Annotated in this window: 15 protein-coding genes; 5 read left to right on the top strand and 10 right to left on the bottom strand. The window is 65.9% G+C overall.

From position 1 onward, the window contains the following. Nucleotides 1-70 precede the first annotated feature (70 nt). The gene (locus HU825_RS02865; protein WP_175415106.1) at nt 71-1,147 is read left to right on the top strand and encodes an NAD(P)-dependent alcohol dehydrogenase; all 1,077 of its coding nucleotides are present in this window, start codon (nt 71-73) and stop codon (nt 1,145-1,147) included. Between the two features lie 87 nt (nt 1,148-1,234). On the opposite strand, the gene serB is transcribed toward HU825_RS02865, so the two are convergent. Continuing rightward, nucleotides 1,235-2,449: a phosphoserine phosphatase SerB gene (gene serB / locus HU825_RS02870; RefSeq protein WP_043297748.1), complete on the bottom strand. Its 1,215-nt coding sequence runs from the start codon at nt 2,447-2,449 to the stop codon at nt 1,235-1,237. A 167-nt stretch (nt 2,450-2,616) separates the two neighbouring features. Between serB and HU825_RS02875 the strand changes: the two genes are divergently transcribed. Further along, nucleotides 2,617-4,125 carry an AhpA/YtjB family protein gene (locus tag HU825_RS02875; RefSeq protein WP_043297750.1) on the top strand — a complete coding sequence of 503 codons (1,509 nt, stop codon included), beginning with the start codon at nt 2,617-2,619 and terminating at the stop codon, nt 4,123-4,125. A 178-nt stretch (nt 4,126-4,303) separates the two neighbouring features. On the opposite strand, the gene HU825_RS02880 is transcribed toward HU825_RS02875, so the two are convergent. The 9 genes from HU825_RS02880 to HU825_RS02920 all read right to left on the bottom strand — a co-directional run bounded on the left by HU825_RS02880 (nt 4,304) and on the right by HU825_RS02920 (nt 13,525). Beyond that, nucleotides 4,304-5,008 carry a PqiC family protein gene (locus HU825_RS02880; RefSeq protein ID WP_234302859.1) on the bottom strand — a complete coding sequence of 235 codons (705 nt, stop codon included), beginning with the start codon at nt 5,006-5,008 and terminating at the stop codon, nt 4,304-4,306. 181 nt (nt 5,009-5,189) lie between these two features. Then, entirely contained in the window at nt 5,190-7,448 is a 2,259-nt protein-coding gene (gene parC / locus HU825_RS02885; RefSeq protein ID WP_234302860.1) for a DNA topoisomerase IV subunit A, read from the bottom strand. Continuing rightward, nucleotides 7,445-7,972, bottom strand: coding sequence for a retropepsin-like aspartic protease family protein (locus HU825_RS02890; RefSeq protein ID WP_234302861.1), 528 nt, complete (start codon nt 7,970-7,972; stop codon nt 7,445-7,447). The genes parC and HU825_RS02890 overlap by 4 nt, the downstream gene beginning before the upstream one ends. Continuing rightward, nucleotides 7,969-8,949: an esterase-like activity of phytase family protein gene (locus HU825_RS02895; RefSeq protein ID WP_234302862.1), complete on the bottom strand. Its 981-nt coding sequence runs from the start codon at nt 8,947-8,949 to the stop codon at nt 7,969-7,971. Before HU825_RS02895 ends, HU825_RS02890 begins: the two co-directional genes overlap by 4 nt. Continuing rightward, complete coding sequence (parE, locus tag HU825_RS02900) at nt 8,946-10,832, bottom strand: DNA topoisomerase IV subunit B (RefSeq protein WP_043297755.1); 1,887 nt, start codon at nt 10,830-10,832, stop codon at nt 8,946-8,948. The genes HU825_RS02895 and parE overlap by 4 nt, the downstream gene beginning before the upstream one ends. A gap of 15 nt (nt 10,833-10,847) precedes the next feature. Further along, nucleotides 10,848-11,465, bottom strand: a complete 618-nt coding sequence (locus HU825_RS02905) for a YqiA/YcfP family alpha/beta fold hydrolase (protein ID WP_054094082.1) — start codon at nt 11,463-11,465, stop codon at nt 10,848-10,850. A 77-nt stretch (nt 11,466-11,542) separates the two neighbouring features. Beyond that, complete coding sequence (cpdA, locus tag HU825_RS02910; protein ID WP_043297759.1) at nt 11,543-12,358, bottom strand: 3',5'-cyclic-AMP phosphodiesterase; 816 nt, start codon at nt 12,356-12,358, stop codon at nt 11,543-11,545. A gap of 106 nt (nt 12,359-12,464) precedes the next feature. Then, nucleotides 12,465-12,911, bottom strand: a complete 447-nt coding sequence (locus HU825_RS02915) for a DUF1249 domain-containing protein (RefSeq protein ID WP_054094081.1) — start codon at nt 12,909-12,911, stop codon at nt 12,465-12,467. Beyond that, entirely contained in the window at nt 12,908-13,525 is a 618-nt protein-coding gene (locus HU825_RS02920) for an NUDIX domain-containing protein (protein ID WP_234302863.1), read from the bottom strand. The genes HU825_RS02915 and HU825_RS02920 overlap by 4 nt, the downstream gene beginning before the upstream one ends. Nucleotides 13,526-13,763: 238 nt before the next feature. Between HU825_RS02920 and HU825_RS02925 the strand changes: the two genes are divergently transcribed. The 3 genes from HU825_RS02925 (at nt 13,764) to spoT (ending at nt 17,073) form a co-directional block, all read left to right on the top strand. Then, entirely contained in the window at nt 13,764-14,507 is a 744-nt protein-coding gene (locus tag HU825_RS02925; RefSeq protein ID WP_043297762.1) for an RsiV family protein, read from the top strand. Between the two features lie 133 nt (nt 14,508-14,640). Beyond that, nucleotides 14,641-14,904 carry a DNA-directed RNA polymerase subunit omega gene (gene rpoZ, locus HU825_RS02930; protein ID WP_043297764.1) on the top strand — a complete coding sequence of 88 codons (264 nt, stop codon included), beginning with the start codon at nt 14,641-14,643 and terminating at the stop codon, nt 14,902-14,904. 60 nt (nt 14,905-14,964) lie between these two features. Beyond that, a complete protein-coding gene (spoT, locus tag HU825_RS02935) occupies nt 14,965-17,073 on the top strand; it encodes a bifunctional GTP diphosphokinase/guanosine-3',5'-bis pyrophosphate 3'-pyrophosphohydrolase (RefSeq protein ID WP_043297765.1) in 2,109 nt (702 codons plus the stop codon). Nucleotides 17,074-17,167: the final 94 nt, after the last annotated feature.

Here is a 17,167-nt window from a genome sequence, read left to right on the forward strand (position 1 = left end):
CGGGATCAGCGAGGCGTCACACCACTCGACTAGAGTGCGCTGACGTTCTTTTGATCCGAGAGGAGTCGCCATCATGGCCATGATGAAAGCCGCGGTGTTCGTCGAACCGGGCCGTATCGAACTGCAGGACAAGCCGATTCCCGAGATCGGCCCCAACGACGCGCTGCTGCGCATCACCACCACCACCATCTGCGGCACCGATGTCCACATCCTCAAGGGCGAATACCCGGTCGCCCGCGGCCTGACCATCGGCCACGAGCCGGTGGGCATCATCGAGAAACTCGGCAGCAACGTGCAGGGCTACCAGGAAGGCCAGCGGGTCATCGCCGGCGCCATCTGCCCGAACTTCTCCTCCTACGCCAGCCAGGACGGCCTCTCCTCGCAGGATGGCGGCTGCAGCTGCCACGGCTACAAGCCGATGGGCGGCTGGCGCTTCGGCAACACCATCGACGGCACCCAGGCCGAATACGTGCTGGTGCCCGACGCTCAGGCCAACCTGGCGCCGGTGCCTGACGGACTGACCGACGAACAGGTGCTGATGTGCCCGGACATCATGTCCACCGGCTTCGCTGGCGCCGAGGCGGCCAACATCAAGATCGGCGACATCGTGGTGATTTTCGCCCAAGGGCCGATCGGCCTCTGCGCCACCGCCGGCGCCAAGCTGCGCGGCGCGAGCACCATCATCGCGGTCGATGGCGTCGATGCACGGCTGGATATCGCGCGGCGCATGGGCGCCGACGTGACGCTGAACTTCCGCAGCGTCGACGTCGTCGACGAAATCATGAAGCTGACCGGCGGCCGTGGCGTCGATGCCGCCATCGAAGCACTCGGCACCCAGACCACCTTCGAGCAGGCGCTGCGCGCGCTCAAGCCCGGCGGCACACTGTCGAGCCTGGGCGTCTATTCCAGCGATCTGACCATTCCGCTGGGCGCGTTCCACGCTGGCCTCGGCGACAACAAGATCGTCACCTCGCTGTGCCCCGGCGGCAAGGAACGCATGCGCCGGCTGCTCAACGTGGTGGCATCCGGGCGCGTCGACCTCGGCCCGCTGGTGACCCACCAGTACGCGCTGAACGACATCGAAACGGCCTACGATCTGTTCGCCAACCAGCGTGACGGCGTGCTCAAGGTCGCAATCAAGCCCTGAAGCAGCCAGCCCCCGGAAACGACAAGCCCCGAGTCGGGATCGACTCGGGGCTTGTCGTTTCTGCCGCTATGCCTGACGGCGACCGTGTTACTCCGCGCCTTCCCGGTCGCGATAGCCGAGCAGGTAGAGGATACCGTCCAGCCCCAGGGTGGAAATTGCCTGCTTGGCCGACTGCTTGACCAGCGGTTTGGCGCGGAACGCCACACCGAGCCCGGCCAGGCCGAGCATCGGCAGGTCGTTGGCGCCGTCGCCGACCGCGATGGTCTGCTCCAGGCGCAGCCCTTCCTGCTCCGCCAGCTGGCGCAGCAGATCAGCCTTGCGCTGGGCATCGACGATCGGCTCGACTGCCACGCCGGTGACCTTGCCGTTGACGATCTGCAGTTCGTTGGCGAACACGTAGTCGATGCCCAGCTTGGCCTGCAGCTGCCGGGCGAAGTAGCTGAAACCACCGGAGAGGATTGCGGTCTTGTAGCCGAGCCGCTTGAGCTCGGCGAACAGCAGCTCGGCGCCCTCGGTCAGGCGCAAGCTGGCACTGATGTCCGCCAGCACGTCCTCCGAGAGCCCTTCGAGCAGCGCCAGGCGCTCCTTGAAACTGGCGCGAAAATCCAGCTCGCCGCGCATGGCGCGCTCGGTGATCTCCGCCACCTGCTCGCCGACGCCGGCGGCCTTGGCCAGCTCGTCGATGACCTCCGCCTCGATCAGCGTCGAATCCATGTCGAACACCGCCAGACGCCGATTGCGGCGGAAGATCGAGTCGCGCTGGAAGGCGATATCGACATTCAGCTCCTGCGCCACGCTGAGGAATTCGGCACGCAGCGCCGCGGTGTCCTCCGGCTCGCCGCGCACGGAGAATTCGATGCAGCCCTTGCCCAGCTCCTCGGGCACGTCCAGCGGCATGCGCCCCGAGAGGCGGTCGATGTGGTCGATGTTCAGGCCGAACTTCGCGGTGATCGAGCTGACCCGGTGCAGCTGCTCGGCGGTGACCTTGCGCGTCAGCAGGGTCACGATATGCCGCGACTTGCCCTGACCGGCCACCCAGTGCTGGTAGTCGTCTTCGGAAACCGGCGTGAAGCGCACCTGCTGGTCGTGCTTGTAGCCCATGAACAGCACGTCCTTGAGCACCGCCGAAGCGCCTTCGCTATCGGGCAGCTCGACCAGGATGCCAAAGGACAGCGTGTCATGGATCACCGCCTGACCGATGTCGAGGATGTTCACGCCACCCTGCGCCAGGACGCCTGTGATGGCCGCAGTCAGACCGGGACGATCTTCCCCGGTGATGTTGATCAGGACGATTTCGCGCAAGGCGCAACTCCCATGACAAAGAAGGCGCGCATTCTACAACATCCACGCCGGGCTATCCGGTACGCACGGGACGTCGACGTTTCGTCCGCTTTACCGCGCAGACCTTCAGCCGCCATCGCGCTTTCCGTATACTGCCCGCCAATTTCCTTCGAGAAGAGCCGCGCTCTGTGAACCGGCCCGCATCCGTCAAGCCAGACAATTTCTTCCTCATGCTCTACCGTGCCGTGCGCCAGCACCGCGTCCCACTGGTGCTGCGCATCGCCAGCCACACGCTGCTGCTGGTCGCCCTGGCATTGGTCATCTATGCGTGGGTGATCGGCATGCAGTTCAAGCAGGCGATGGAGCAGCAGGCCGATGCGCTCGGCCAGAGCCTGGTCACGCAGACCGCCGCCTCGGCTACCGATTTGCTGGTGGCCAACGACATCCTCAGCCTCAACGTGCTGCTCAGCAATCTGGTGAAGAACCCGCTGGTCGCCCATGCCGCCATCTACAGCGTGGACAACCGCGTGCTGGCCGAATCCGGTACGCGGCCGCAGCACAGCCTGCTGGGTGACGACAAAGGCCTGTATTCCACGCCGATCAGCTTCCAGGAAGTGATCGCTGGCCATCTGCGCATCAGCCTGGACATGCAGCAGTTCCAGCAACCGATGACCATCAGCCTGCAGAGCATGGGGCTGCTCAGCCTGATCCTGCTGGCGCTCGCACTGGTGCTGAGCATGCGCCTGGGCCGCCAGCTGTCCACGCCGCTGTTGCAGCTGCGCCTGTGGCTGCGCGATCCGGACGATCCGGCACCGGGCGCCGGGCGCCAGGACGAGATCGGCGACCTCGCGCGTCAACTGCAGGCGCGTCTGGTGCCGGAAAAACCCGAGCCGGAACTGGATCTCGGCGAAATGCTCGACGATGGCTATTTCGATCAGCCCGACCCGCGTTACGTCGGCGAACCGCCTGCGGTGGCGCCGACACAGTCGATCGAGCCGTCATTCGGCGAGCCGTCGGCCCTACGCGCCGACGATGATTTCGAACCGTTCGGCGCCTTCGACGACGAAGATCCGCCTTTCGCCGCCCCGGCGCCGCCGGTCCCGACACCACCGGTCGCACCGCGCAAGAGCGCAGTGCTGGCCATTCAGCTCGGCGGCCAGGAACAGCTGCGGCGCCTGCCGCGCGAACGCCTGACCGATCTGCTGCAGCGCTATCGTGACTCCCTGCAGCAAGCGGCAACGCTCTATCAGGCGGAACTGCAGACGCTCAACGACGGCAGCAGCCTGATGCTGTTTCATAGCCAGGACGATGAACAGAACTACCTCACCCACGCGATCTGCTGCGGCGAGCTAATGCGCGCGCTGAGCCACGCGCTGCAGATCGAGGTCGCCGACAGCGGGCTGACCCTGCAGCTGCAACTGGGCCTGACCGAAGGCGAAGGTCTGTACGAACTCAGTCAGGGCGATCTGCTGCTCAGCGATGCCGCTCAGGCGGCATTGGCGATGTCGCTGCACAGCCGCAACCTGCTGCTGGTCGAGCGCAGCATCGGCGACGACCCGCTGATCAGGCAGCGCGCGCGCATCCGCCCGATCGCCAGCCCGGAAGGTGCCTGCTGCGTGGAGCGCCTGCTGGAGCCGTACCCGTCGCTGCTGGAGCGCCAGCTGACCCGTATGCACGAGCTGCGCCAGCGCAGCTGAGTCGCTGCGTGACCTTCATCCCTCCCCTCGCGCCGCTAGCCGGCGCTTCCGTACCGACAGATGGCCACACGGAGCCTGGCCACACAGAGCCAGAGCCGGCCGCGGCTGCACGAAACATGAGGAATCGGGAAGCTGACGAGCCGGCCAGCGTCTTTCAGGGCCGGCTCGTGGGCGATTATCAGAAGCGGAATACTTCCATATCGGTACGGATCGGCTCCAGTGCGGGGATGCGCGGCACCTTCGCCTCGGCGGCCTTGTTCGGCCTGGCCGGTTCGCGCTTGGGTGCAGCCGGCTTGGCGACGGCCAGCGGCTTTGCCGCGGTCGCCAGCATTTCACCGAGACGCTGTAGCAGCACGCTCTGCGCATGCACCTGGTCGGCCGGCGTGCCCTGATGCTCCTCCTGCAGGCGAACCAGACGACTGCCCTGCAGCTTGCCCTGCTTGTCCAGCAGTCGCCATTGCGCCTCCAGCACCGCTGGATGCGCCGGGCCGGAATCCAGCCGGGTAATGGCCAGTTCAACCTGAACATCCGGGGTGAATCCAGCGGCGGCCGGACTCAACTGCACACGCTGGGTCTCGAGCCCGGCGGCGAGCTGGCGCAACAGCAGCTGTTCGATGTCACCCTGCAGGCTGCCGGCCCAGCGCGCGTGCTGCCCATCGGCCGCCAGGCTGCCGTCGGGCAGGCGCTGCAGCATGGCATCACGCTGCAGATAATCGGCGAGGGTCACCGGCCCCAGCAGCACCGCCGGGCCATCGATCCGTTCCGGCATGGTGGCCGAACCATTCTCCAGGCGGTACATGGGCAGCGGCTGCTGCAGCATGCAGCCAGACAAGCTGGCGCTGAGTACCAGCAAGACAGTCGAAAGACGCAGCAACTTGTTCATTACCCTCTTACACCATGATCCAGGCTATGCCGCGGTAGACACCGGCCACCCCGATCGTCGGTGACGGCCAGCCATGCGACTGCTGGACGGTCCGAAAGTCGGATCGACAGAGCGTCGCCGGTTTGAAAGGTGGCTATCTTCCGTGAATCCGACCCCGGACGCCAGCACTGAAGCGTGCCACTCAGCCCTGGCGCTCGACCTGCAAGCTATCGACTCGCTGGAAGCCACGCGGCAGCTTGTTGCCACGTCGCCCACGCTCGCCCTTGTAATGTTCCAGGTCGTCGGCCTTGAGCGACAGCGTGCGCTTGCCGGCCTGCAGCGTCAGCGTCGCGCCCGCTGGAAGCACCGCCAGATCGACCAGGTACTCCTCGCGGCTGGCCACACGTTCGCCAGGAATGCCGATGATCTTGTTGCCCTTGCCCTTGCCCAGCTGCGGCAGGTCACGCACGGGGAACACCAGCAGACGCCCTTCGGTCGTCACCGCCGCCAGCCAGTCGTCGTCGCGGCTGTGCAGCGGCCGCGGTGCCACCACTTTCGCACCGGCCGGCAGCGACAGCAGTGTCTTGCCGGCCTTGTTCTTGGCCTGCAGGTCATCACCCTTGACGACGAAGCCGTAGCCGGCGTCCGAGGCAATCACGTACAGCGCATCGTCATCGGGCAGCAGCACGCATTCGAAACTCGCGCCTGGCGGTGGCGTCAGGCGGCCGGTGAGCGGTTCGCCCTGGCCACGCGCCGAGGGCAGCGAATGCGCCGCCAGCGAATAGCTGCGCCCGGTGCTGTCGATGAACACCGCGTACTGGTTCGAGCGCCCGCCAGCGGCGGCCTTGAAGCCGTCGCCGGCCTTGTAGGAGAGCCCGGTCGCGTCGATGTCGTGACCCTTGGCGCAACGCACCCAGCCTTTCTCGGAAATCACCACGGTGACCGGCTCGGACGGCAGCAGTTCGTTTTCCGACAGCGCACGGGCTTCGGCGCGCTCGATGATCGGCGAGCGCCGCGCATCACCGTAGGTCTCGGCGTCGGCCAGCAACTCCTTACGCACCAGCTTCTTCAGCTTGGTCTCACTGCCGAGCAGTGCCAGCAGCTGCTCGCGCTCCTTCATCAGCTCGTCCTGCTCGGCACGGATCTTCATCTCCTCGAGGCGTGCCAGCTGGCGCAGACGCGTATCGAGGATGTAGTCGGCCTGCAGCTCGGACAGCTCGAAGCGCGCCATCAGCACCGGCTTGGGCTGGTCCTCGGTACGGATGATGTGGATCACCTCGTCGAGATTGAGGAAGGCGACCAGCAAACCGTCCAACAGGTGCAGGCGCTTCTCCACCTTGTCCAGGCGGAACTGCAGACGGCGACGCACCGTGCCGATGCGGTAGGTCAGCCACTCGCCCAGCAGCACACGCAGGTTTTTCACCTGCGGCTTGCCGTCCAGGCCGATCACGTTGGTGTTGACCCGGTAGCTCGACTCCAGCTCGGTGGTGGCGAACAGGTGGGTCATCAGCTCGTCGGCATCCACGCGGTTGGAACGCGGGATGATGACGATACGGCAGGGATTCTCATGGTCCGATTCGTCGCGCAGATCGGCGACCATCGGCAGCTTCTTGGCCTGCATCTGCGCGGCGATCTGCTCCAGCACCTTGGCGCCGGACACCTGGTGCGGCAGCGCGGTGACCACGATATCGCCGTCCTCGACGCGATACACGGCGCGCATGCGCACCGAGCCACGGCCACTTTCGTAAATCTTCAGCAATTCCGCACGCGGCGTGATGACTTCCGCCTCGGTGGGAAAATCCGGGCCGAGGATGTGCTCGCAGAGCTGCTCGACGGTGGCGTTCGGCTCGTCGAGCAGACGCACGCAGGCGGCCGCGACCTCACGCAGGTTGTGCGGCGGCACATCGGTGGCCATGCCCACGGCAATGCCGGTGGTGCCATTGAGCAGCAGGTTGGGCAGGCGCGCCGGCAGCGTCGCCGGCTCGTCGAGGGTGCCGTCGAAGTTCGGCACCCAATCCACCGTACCCTGTCCCAGCTCGGACAGCAGCACCTCGGAATAGCGCGACAGCCGCGCCTCGGTGTAGCGCATGGCGGCGAAGGACTTGGGATCGTCCGGCGCCCCCCAGTTGCCCTGGCCGTCGACCAGTGTGTAGCGGTAGCTGAACGGCTGGGCCATCAGCACCATCGCCTCGTAGCAGGCGCTGTCGCCGTGCGGGTGGAACTTGCCGAGCACGTCGCCGACGGTGCGCGCGGACTTCTTGTGCTTGGCGTCGGCGTTCAGGCCGAGCTCGCTCATGGCATAGACGATGCGCCGCTGCACAGGCTTGAGGCCGTCGCCGATGTGCGGCAGAGCGCGATCCATGATCACGTACATGGAGTAGTTGAGATAGGCCTGCTCGGTGAAGTCGGCAAGGGAGCGGCGCTCCACGCCGTCCAGGCTCAGGTCGAGAGTTTCGCTCATGGTCGATCCGTGGCGTGTTGGCGCAGCACCAGGGTGCCGGCGCGCTGGGTGAATTCGAGACGTTTCAGGGCACTCATGCCGAGCAGGATCTGCTCGCTGTCGAAGCCCGGGGCGATGACCGCGCGTACGTCGCGCAGGACGATGTCGCCCAGCTGCAGGCGCTCGATCTGCGTGCGATAGCCGGTGGTGCGGCCATTGGCGGTCTGCAACTGAACCGGCGGGCCGCGCTCGAGCTGCAGACGCCCGGCCAGCTCCACCGGCACCGCCACGTCGGTGGCGCCGGTGTCGAGCAGAAAGGTGACGGGCGCATCGTTGATTCGGCCATCGGCGACAAAATGCCCGCTGCGGTTACCCGCCAGCTGTACCTCGATCTGGCCGTTCTCGACGCGCGAGAGCGGTTCGCGATTGGGATTGGTGCGTTCACCTTCCCAATCGGCGAAAAAGCGCGTGGCGAGGAACAGGCCGGCAGCCCAGGCGAGCACCAGCATCACCCGCCCGGCGCGTCGACCGGCCGTCTGGCTCACGGCGCGTTCCAGCCGCCGGCCGGCGCGGCGAAACGCCAGACGATCGGACGCTGCTCACCATCGGCGCGGCGCATGTCGTTGTTGTCGACGCCGATCCAGGCGCCTTCGGCGTCGAGCCACAGCGCTTCGGCGGTACCGAAGCGCGTCGGGTAGCGTCGCTCCTCGCTCAACGCCGTCGCGACGAACGACCAGCAACGCTCCACGGTGCCGGTCGCCGGTACGCGGCGGCAGACCTGATGCGCCAGCGGCTCCAGAGTAAACAGCTTGTCCTGATGGAAGGCCACGGCGGTGAAACCAGGCGCCGTGGGCTGTTGCCCGAGCGCTGGCGGCGGCAGTTCCTGACCGCCCTCGGACAGCAGCACACAACCGCCGGTGCAGTGCCAGCTGTTCTGCCGGCGATGCAGCACCAGCAGCCCGCGGCGCTCGCGCTCGGCCGCCAGCCACATGCGCTCGGCAGCCGGATCGACAGCGATGCCTTCGAACATCGCATTGAAATGCAGCAGCATGCCGCTGGCCCGCGCCTGGCGTACCAGCGACGATGGCAGGCGCAGCCATTCGGCGCTGCCCGCCGGATTCACCCGCAGCACGCTGGCGTGCGCCTCGCTGACCAGGTACCGATTGCCCAGGCTGTCGCAGCTCAGGCCTTCGAAATCCATCTGGCCGCCGCGCAGCTGGCCGCTGACCCAGGTACGCATACGCATACCCCAGGGCAGGCCGCTGGCGGGTGGCGTCGGCAGATCGAAACGCTCCGCCTCCGCTTGCCATTCGCCGGCGCCGCCGGAGAGTCGGTAGAGGCGGTCGTCGTCGCGATCGGATACGGCCCACAGCGCATCGCCGCACCAGGCCAGGCCGGAAAGGTTGCCACCGCTCATGCCGGCGACCACATGCTCGCTGACCAGCGGCAGCTCGACCGGCGCCGCGCTGGCCGGCACGGCCGCACCGAGCAGGCCGAGCAGCACCAGGCAGCGGCGAATCAAACCAGCACCTCGGCCAGGTTGCCCTTCGACTCCAGCCAGTTCTTGCGGTCGCCGGCACGCTTCTTGGCCAGCAGCATATCCATGATTTCGCGGGTGCCGTCGAAGTCATCGAGAGTCAGCTGGACCAGCCGACGGGTGTTCGGATCCATGGTGGTTTCGCGCAGCTGCGGCGGGTTCATCTCGCCGAGACCCTTGAAGCGCGTGACCTGTGGCTTGCCGCGACGCTTCTCGGCCACCAGGCGTTCGAGGATGCCGTCACGCTCGGCCTCGTCGAGGGCGTAGAAGATGTCCTTGCCCAGGTCGATGCGATACAGCGGCGGCATCGCGACGTAGACGTGGCCGGCTTCCACCAGCGGGCGGAAATGCTGGACGAACAGCGCGCAGAGCAGCGTGGCGATGTGCAGACCGTCGGAGTCGGCGTCGGCGAGGATGCAGATCTTGCCGTAGCGCAGCTGCGACAGATCGCTGGAGCCGGGGTCGAGCCCCACCGCCACGGCGATGTTGTGCACTTCCTGACTGGCCAGCACCTCGCCGCCGTCCACTTCCCAGGTGTTGAGGATCTTCCCGCGCAGCGGCAGGATCGCCTGGAATTCCTTGTCGCGCGCCTGCTTGGCGCTGCCGCCGGCGGAATCACCTTCCACCAGGAACAGCTCGGCGCGCGCCGGGTCCTGTCCGGCACAGTCGGCCAGCTTGCCCGGCAGGGCCGGCCCCTGGGTGATCTTCTTGCGCTCGATCTTCTTGCTTGCCTTCAAGCGCCGGCCGGCGTTGCTGATCGCCAGTTCGGCCAGTTGCAGACCCAGCTCGGGGTTGGCGTTGAGCCACAGACTGAAGGCGTCCTTGACCACCCCGGAAACGAACGCGGCGGCCTCGCGAGAGGACAGCCGTTCTTTAGTCTGCCCGGAGAACTGCGGCTCCTGCAGCTTCATCGAAAGCACGAAGGCGATGCGTTCCCAGACATCCTCCGGCGCCAGCTTCACGCCGCGCGGCAACAGGCTGCGGAACTCGCAAAACTCGCGCATGGCGTCGAGCAGGCCCTGACGCAGTCCGTTGACATGGGTGCCGCCCTGCGCGGTGGGAATCAGGTTGACGTAGCTTTCCTGCACACTGTCGCCACCCTCGGGCAACCACAGCAGCGCCCAGTCGACCGCCTCGGTATTGCCGGAAAGCGTGCCGACGAAGGGCTCGTCAGGCAGACGGGCGAACTCGCTGACAGCATCGACCAAATAAGAACGCAAGCCGTCCTCGTAATGCCACTCGACCTTCTCGCCGCTGGCCTTGTCCTCGAAGCTGACGTTCAGCCCCGGGCACAGCACCGCCTTGGCCTTGAGCACGTGCTTGAGCCGGCTGATGGAGAACTTCGGCGAGTCGAAGTACTTGGCATCCGGCCAGAACTGCACGCTGGTGCCGGTGTTGCGCTTGCCGACCGTGCCGATGACCTGCAGGTCGCTGGCCTTGTAGCCGTCGGCGAAGCTCATGCGGTACTCGTTGCCGTCGCGGCGGACGGTGACCACCACCTGCGTCGACAGGGCGTTGACCACCGAGATGCCGACGCCATGCAGGCCGCCGGAGAACTGGTAGTTCTTGTTGGAGAACTTGCCGCCGGCGTGCAGCTTGGTGAGGATCAGCTCGACGCCAGGAACGCCTTCCTCGGGATGGATATCCACCGGCATGCCGCGGCCATCGTCGATGACTTCCAGCGAATTGTCGGCATGCAGGATCACCTGCACCGAACGGGCATGGCCGGCCAGTGCCTCGTCGACGCTGTTGTCGATGACTTCCTGGGCAAGGTGATTGGGCCGCGAGGTATCGGTATACATGCCCGGGCGCTTGCGCACCGGATCGAGGCCGGAAAGGACTTCGATGGCTTCTGCGGTGTAAGACATGGGCGTCTCGATAGCTTATGAATCGGAAAAATCGGTCTCGAGCCAGAGCGTCGGAGCGAATCCGGCGAACGCCAGCAACGCCGGCAGACGCTCGGCAAAGCCCTGGAAACCGTGGTCGCCCCCGGCCTGGATACGCAGCGCGCAGCCACGGTAGAAGTCGACGGCCTGGCGATAGTCCAGCGTTTCGTCGCCGGTCTGCAGCCAGACCTGATAGCGCCCGGCATCCTGCGGCGGCGGCACTTCCAGCTCCGCCAGCGCCACCACATGGTCATGGGTGAGTTCCCAGACTTCGCCGCTATAGAGGTTGGTCTGCGGCCCCAGATAGCCATCGAAACGCCGATGCGGCAGCACCGCGGGATTGATCAGCAGCGCACGCAGACCGTGGCGCTCGGCGAGGTGGGTCGCATAGTAGCCGCCGAGCGAGCTGCCGACCAGCAGCGGCCGCCCCAGCACGGCCAGCTCCGTTTCCAGCTGGGCGATGGCCCGGCGCGGATGATGGTGCAACGCCGGCACCCGCAGGCTGCCGGCCATGCCGATGCGCGAGAGCGCGGCGCTGAGCTGGCGGGCCTTCTGCGACAGTGGCGAGCTGTTGAGCCCGTGAATATAGAGGATGGCGGGACGATCGCTGGTCATTCGATTCGCTGGCAGGCAAGGGACGGGGAAGGCTACAAGGCGGACGCCGCACGGTGCAAGCCGCCTGCCGGCGCGGCTCAGTAGCCTTTGACGCTGTAGTCCACCGCGAAGTCGATGCCGCTGACGCGCGACACGCCACTGTCCAGGCGTCCGTCGCCATGCAGACGCAGCCAGCGATAACCCGGTGCCAGGCTATCGACCTTGAAGCGCTCACTGCGCGGCGCGAACTGCACGCCGGTGGAGGGCGAGGCGAGCAGCCGCACGCCGTTACGCACCTGCTCGAATTCCTGATGAATGTGCCCCCACAACAGCGCACGGACGTTGCGGTGGCGGTCGAGCACCTCGAACAGCCGTTCGGGCTCGCGCAGGCCGATGCTGTCCATCCAGCGACTGCCGATCGCCACCGGATGATGGTGCAGGCAGATCAGGTGATGCTGCTCGGGCGCGGCACGCAGCGTCGCGTCAAGCCACTCGAGTTGCGGCTCGTCCAGCACACCGAACACCTCACCGGATTGCAGGGTATCGAGCAGGATCACCCGCCAGTTGCCGCACTCGAACAGCGGCTCCATCAGGCTGGTCTCACGCGTCGCCTCGCGCATGGCTTCGCGCTCGTCATGGTTGCCTGGACACCAGCGCGCAGGCGCGGCGATGCGCGTCGACAGCTCGCGAAAGCGCTGGTACGACTCGACCGAGCCGTCCTGCGAGAGATCGCCAGTGGCCAGCAGCAGGTCGATGCACGGCTGCTCCTCGAGCACCAGATCGATCACCCGCTGCAGGCTGTCGCAGGTGTCCATGCCCAGCAGGGTGCCCTGCCCGGGCGCGAACAGATGGCTATCGGTGAGCTGCACCAGCAGCACCGACTCTTCAGCAGCGGTCAGGGATGCACCAAGCAAGGCCCTTCTCCTCGGGAAAATCGCAACCGAATTATGGTTGGCTGCAGACGGGAGGGAAACCGCGGGAAGTGGGCGTGGGTCACAGAACGGCGCCGGCGACGGACGCTCAGAGCACCGGCTCGAGTTCGTGGCCGCACGCCTGGCAATGGCTGAGCCACTCGCCGAGGAACAGGTTGAGCTGGCTCTTTTCGTCCGGCTGATGCATCTGTGCGTTGGGGTAATGGTAGATGCCACGCAGGCGCCGGGCATTCTGCGCGCGGACCACTTCGGCCATGCGCGCGTCGTGATACACGCGCACCTCCATCCTCGGCACCGGCAGCCAGCTCAGGCAGTGCTCCTGGCTGACCTGCACGGTGGTGGTGTAGGGGCAGTTTTCCAGCACCTGCAGCACCAGCACGCCGAGCAGCTGATCGCCCTGGCTGATGGCGATGCGCCGGGTACGGCCGGGCTGGCGCATCTCCGGCAGCAGACGCAGCAGGCGCAGGTAATTGGCCTCGCAGGTCGCCTGCAGCTCGGGCAGGTCGACCCGGTAGCGCTCGCGGCGCCGGTTCATTGCCAGGCTCCCCGCACGTCATCGCGGTTCAGCGCCAGCCATTGCAGGGCGATGATGCTCGCAGCGTTGTCGATGCGCCCGTCACGCACGGCCTGCAGCGCCTGCTGCAGCTTCCAGACGTGCACACGAATGTCCTCGCCCTCCTCGGCCAGGCCGAATATACCTTCAGCGTTTTGGCTGTCGCACCGACCGACGAACAGGTGGACCTGCTCGTCGCTGCCGCCCGGCGACGGAAAGTAGCGGGTCACCGGCCACAGCTCGCCCAGCTCCAGCCCGGCCTCCTCGATGGCCTCGCGGCGCGCCACCTCCTCGGGCTGTTCGTCCGTATCGATCAGCCCGGCGACCAGCTCGATCAACCAGGGATTGCTCGCCTTGCCCAGCGCGCCGACGCGGAACTGCTCGATCAGCACCACCCGGTCCAGGCATGGATCGTAGGGCAGCACGCACACCGCATCATGACGCACGAACAGCTCACGACTCAGCTCCGCGCCCATCGCACCGTTGAACTGGCGATGACGCAGGTGCAGGCGCTCCAGGCGGTAAAAACCGCTGAAGCATTGCTCGCGTCGCAGGATCTGGACATCATCCGGGCCGGGCTTGAAAGTCTCGCTCATCTGGACATCACTCACATTCGGTTGGACCGCACCCGCGCAGCGGCTGACATGATCCGCACTGCGCCGGCACTGGCATGACTACAGCCGCACATCGTGAGCCGTCTCCGTGATCATCCTAGCGCGCCGTCAACACCGCCGCAGCCCTCAGCTGACCGATGCAAGGCGCCCGGATTCGCTCACGGCCGAACTTCAGACACCCGACGAACTCGAAACGGCACCTCACCCCGACAGGCGAACCATGAGCCATCCGACCGCTACCGCACGTTTTCCCGTCTACGCCCTGCTGGCCAGCCTGCTGTTGCTCGGCGCCTGCCAGCACAGCCCATTGCAACAAGCGCCGCAGGCCACGCAGCGCCTCACCGAGGAACGTCCGCGCGGTTGCGAAGGCGAGGATTGTCCGCTGGTCAATATCGACACGCTGCACTTTGCCGACGAGCCGCAGCTCGACCGTCTGATCGACGAGCGCCTGCGTCGCATGACGCTCAACGCACCGGATGCACGGCTGCCGGCGTCGCTGGACGCCTACCAGACCGAGTTCCTGCGCGACGCCGAACCTGGCTGGGCCAGCTATCTGCAGGCCAAGGTGCGTGAGCAACATGGCGACATCACGGTGATCGAGCTGTCCAGCTACCTCTATACCGGAGGCGCCCACGGCATGCCGGGGCGCGGCTTCATCAATTACGACAGCGCACGGCACCGCGAACTGCGCCTGGAAGACCTGCTGATCCCCGGCCAGGAAGGCAATTTCTGGCGCGCCGCCCGCCAGGCCCACCAGCGCTGGTTGACGCAGAACGACCAGGCACAGAACTCCGACTTCCGCGAGCAGTGGCCGTTCCAGCAGACCGCGCATATCGCCCTGCTCGAGGACGGCGTGCTGCTCAAGTATGACGTCTACAGCATCGCGCCTTACTCCAGCGGGCATCCGGAGCTGTTCATTCCGCATGCGCAACTCCAGGGCATTCTCAAGCCGGAATACCTCTGAGCGTGCGCCGACGGGCATCCGCGCCCGCTCCCACGCCCAAACAGCGCTTCCATTCGCGATGGTGATTTTTTAGACTATTCCGTCCGCTCGCCCATCCGGGCCCGCTATACCGCTATTGCTCACGAGGAACACCATGGCCCGCGTTACCGTTGAAGATTGCCTGGACAACGTCGATAACCGCTTCGAGTTGGTCATGCTGGCCACCAAGCGTGCACGCCAGCTGGCGACCGGCGGCAAGGAGCCGAAGGTGGCCTGGGAAAACGACAAGCCGACCGTCGTCGCCCTGCGCGAGATCGCTTCCGGCCTGGTCGACTACGATGTCATTGCACAGGATGAAATCGTCGACGACGAGCCGCTCTTCATCCAGTACGAGGAAGAGCCCAACGAGGCCATCTGATTAAATGCCAGGTCGAAGTCGAACCGCCGAGCCTACATCGCGCCGGCAAGGAGCACAGCCTTGCCAGCCATAGATACGCTTGCCGATCGCCTGTCGACCTACCTCGGCCCGGACCAGGTCAACCTGGTCCGCCGGGCCTACTTCTACGCCGAGCAGGCCCACGACGGGCAGCGCCGGCGCAGCGGTGAAGCGTACGTCACCCATCCCCTCGCGGTAGCCAACATCCTCGCCGACATGCACATGGACCATCAGAGCCTGATGGCCGCAATGCTGCACGACGTCATCGAGGACACCGGCATTCCCAAGGAAGCGCTGGTTGCGCAATTCGGCGAAACCGTTGCCGAACTGGTCGACGGGGTCAGCAAGCTGACCCAGATGAACTTCGAAACCAAGGCCGAGGCGCAGGCCGAAAACTTCCAGAAGATGGCCATGGCCATGGCGCGCGACATCCGCGTCATCCTGGTCAAGCTCGCCGATCGCCTGCACAACATGCGCACCCTCGAAGTGCTGGCCGGCGAGAAACGCCGGCGCATCGCCAAGGAAACCCTGGAAATCTACGCGCCCATCGCCAACCGTCTGGGCATGCACTCGATGCGCGTGGAGTTCGAGGACCTCGGCTTCAAGGCCATGCATCCGATGCGCTCCGAGCGCATTCGCGCCGCGGTGCGGCGCGCCCGCGGCAACCGCAACGAGATCGTCGAGAAGATCGAGCAGTCGTTGATTCACTGCCTCGCGCGCGATGGCCTGGAAGGCGAGGTGATGGGCCGCGAGAAGCACCTGTTCAGCATCTACAAGAAGATGCGCGGCAAGCGCAAGGCATTCAACGAGATCATGGACGTCTACGCCTTCCGCATCGTGGTCGACAAGGTCGATACCTGCTACCGCGTGCTCGGCGCCGTGCACAGCCTGTACAAGCCGCTACCCGGCCGCTTCAAGGATTACATCGCGATTCCCAAGGCCAACGGCTACCAGTCGCTGCACACCACGCTGTTCGGCATGCACGGCGTGCCCATCGAAATCCAGATCCGCACCCGCGAGATGGAAGAGATGGCCAACAACGGCATCGCCGCGCACTGGCTGTACAAATCCGACGAGAACGACGTGCCCAAGGGTACCCATGCCCGCGCCCGGCAGTGGGTCAAGGGCGTGCTGGAACTGCAGCAGCGCGCCGGCAACTCGCTGGAATTCATCGAGAGCGTGAAGATCGATCTGTTCCCGGACGAGGTCTACGTCTTCACGCCCAAGGGTCGCATCATGGAGCTGCCCAAGGGCTCCACCGCGGTGGACTTCGCCTACGCGGTGCACACCGACGTCGGCAACACCTGCATCGCCTGCCGCGTCAACCGGCGCCTGGCGCCGCTGTCGCAGGCGCTGGAAAGCGGCTCGACGGTGGAAATTGTCACCGCGCCGGGCGCACGGCCGAATCCGGCCTGGCTGAACTTCGTGGTCACCGGCAAGGCGCGCACCCATATCCGCCATGCGCTCAAACTCCAGCGCCGCTCGGAATCCATCAGCCTCGGTGAACGCCTGCTGAACAAGGCACTCACCGGCTTCGAGACCAGCCTGGACAAGATCAGCGCCGAACGCATCCGCCAGGTTCTCGCCGAGTACCACGTCGAATTCATCGAGGATCTGCTCGAGGACATCGGCCTGGGCAATCGCATGGCCTACGTGATCGCCCGGCGCCTGCTGGCCAGCGACGGCGAGCAGGCCCCCAGCGCCGAAGGCCCGCTGGCGATTCGCGGCACCGAGGGTCTGGTACTCAGCTACGCCAAGTGCTGCACGCCGATCCCGGGCGACCCGATCGTCGGCCACCTGTCAGCCGGCAAAGGCATGGTGGTGCACCTGGACACTTGCCGGAACATCGCCGAATTCCGCCACAACCCGGACAAATGCATCCAGCTGTCCTGGGCCAAGGACGTCACCGGCGAATTCAACGTCGAGCTGCGCATCGAGCTGGAGCACCAGCGTGGCCTGATCGCCCTGCTCGCCGGCAGCGTCAACGCCGCCGACGGCAACATTGAGAAGATCGGCATGGACGAGCGCGACGGGCGTGTCAGCGTGGTCCAGCTGGTGGTCAGCGTGCACGATCGCGTGCACCTCGCGCGGGTGATCAAGAAACTGCGCGCAATCAAGGGCGTCACCCGGATCACGCGACTCAGGGCCTGAGTTTCGTCCCGCAAGGCACCGGAGCCGCCAACTCGCACGTCATCGCCGACGGTGGCTGCGGTTGTCACAAGCCATTATGCTGATCGGCCAATTG

This window comes from Pseudomonas phenolilytica (genome assembly GCF_021432765.1).
Taxonomy (GTDB): domain Bacteria; phylum Pseudomonadota; class Gammaproteobacteria; order Pseudomonadales; family Pseudomonadaceae; genus Stutzerimonas; species Stutzerimonas phenolilytica.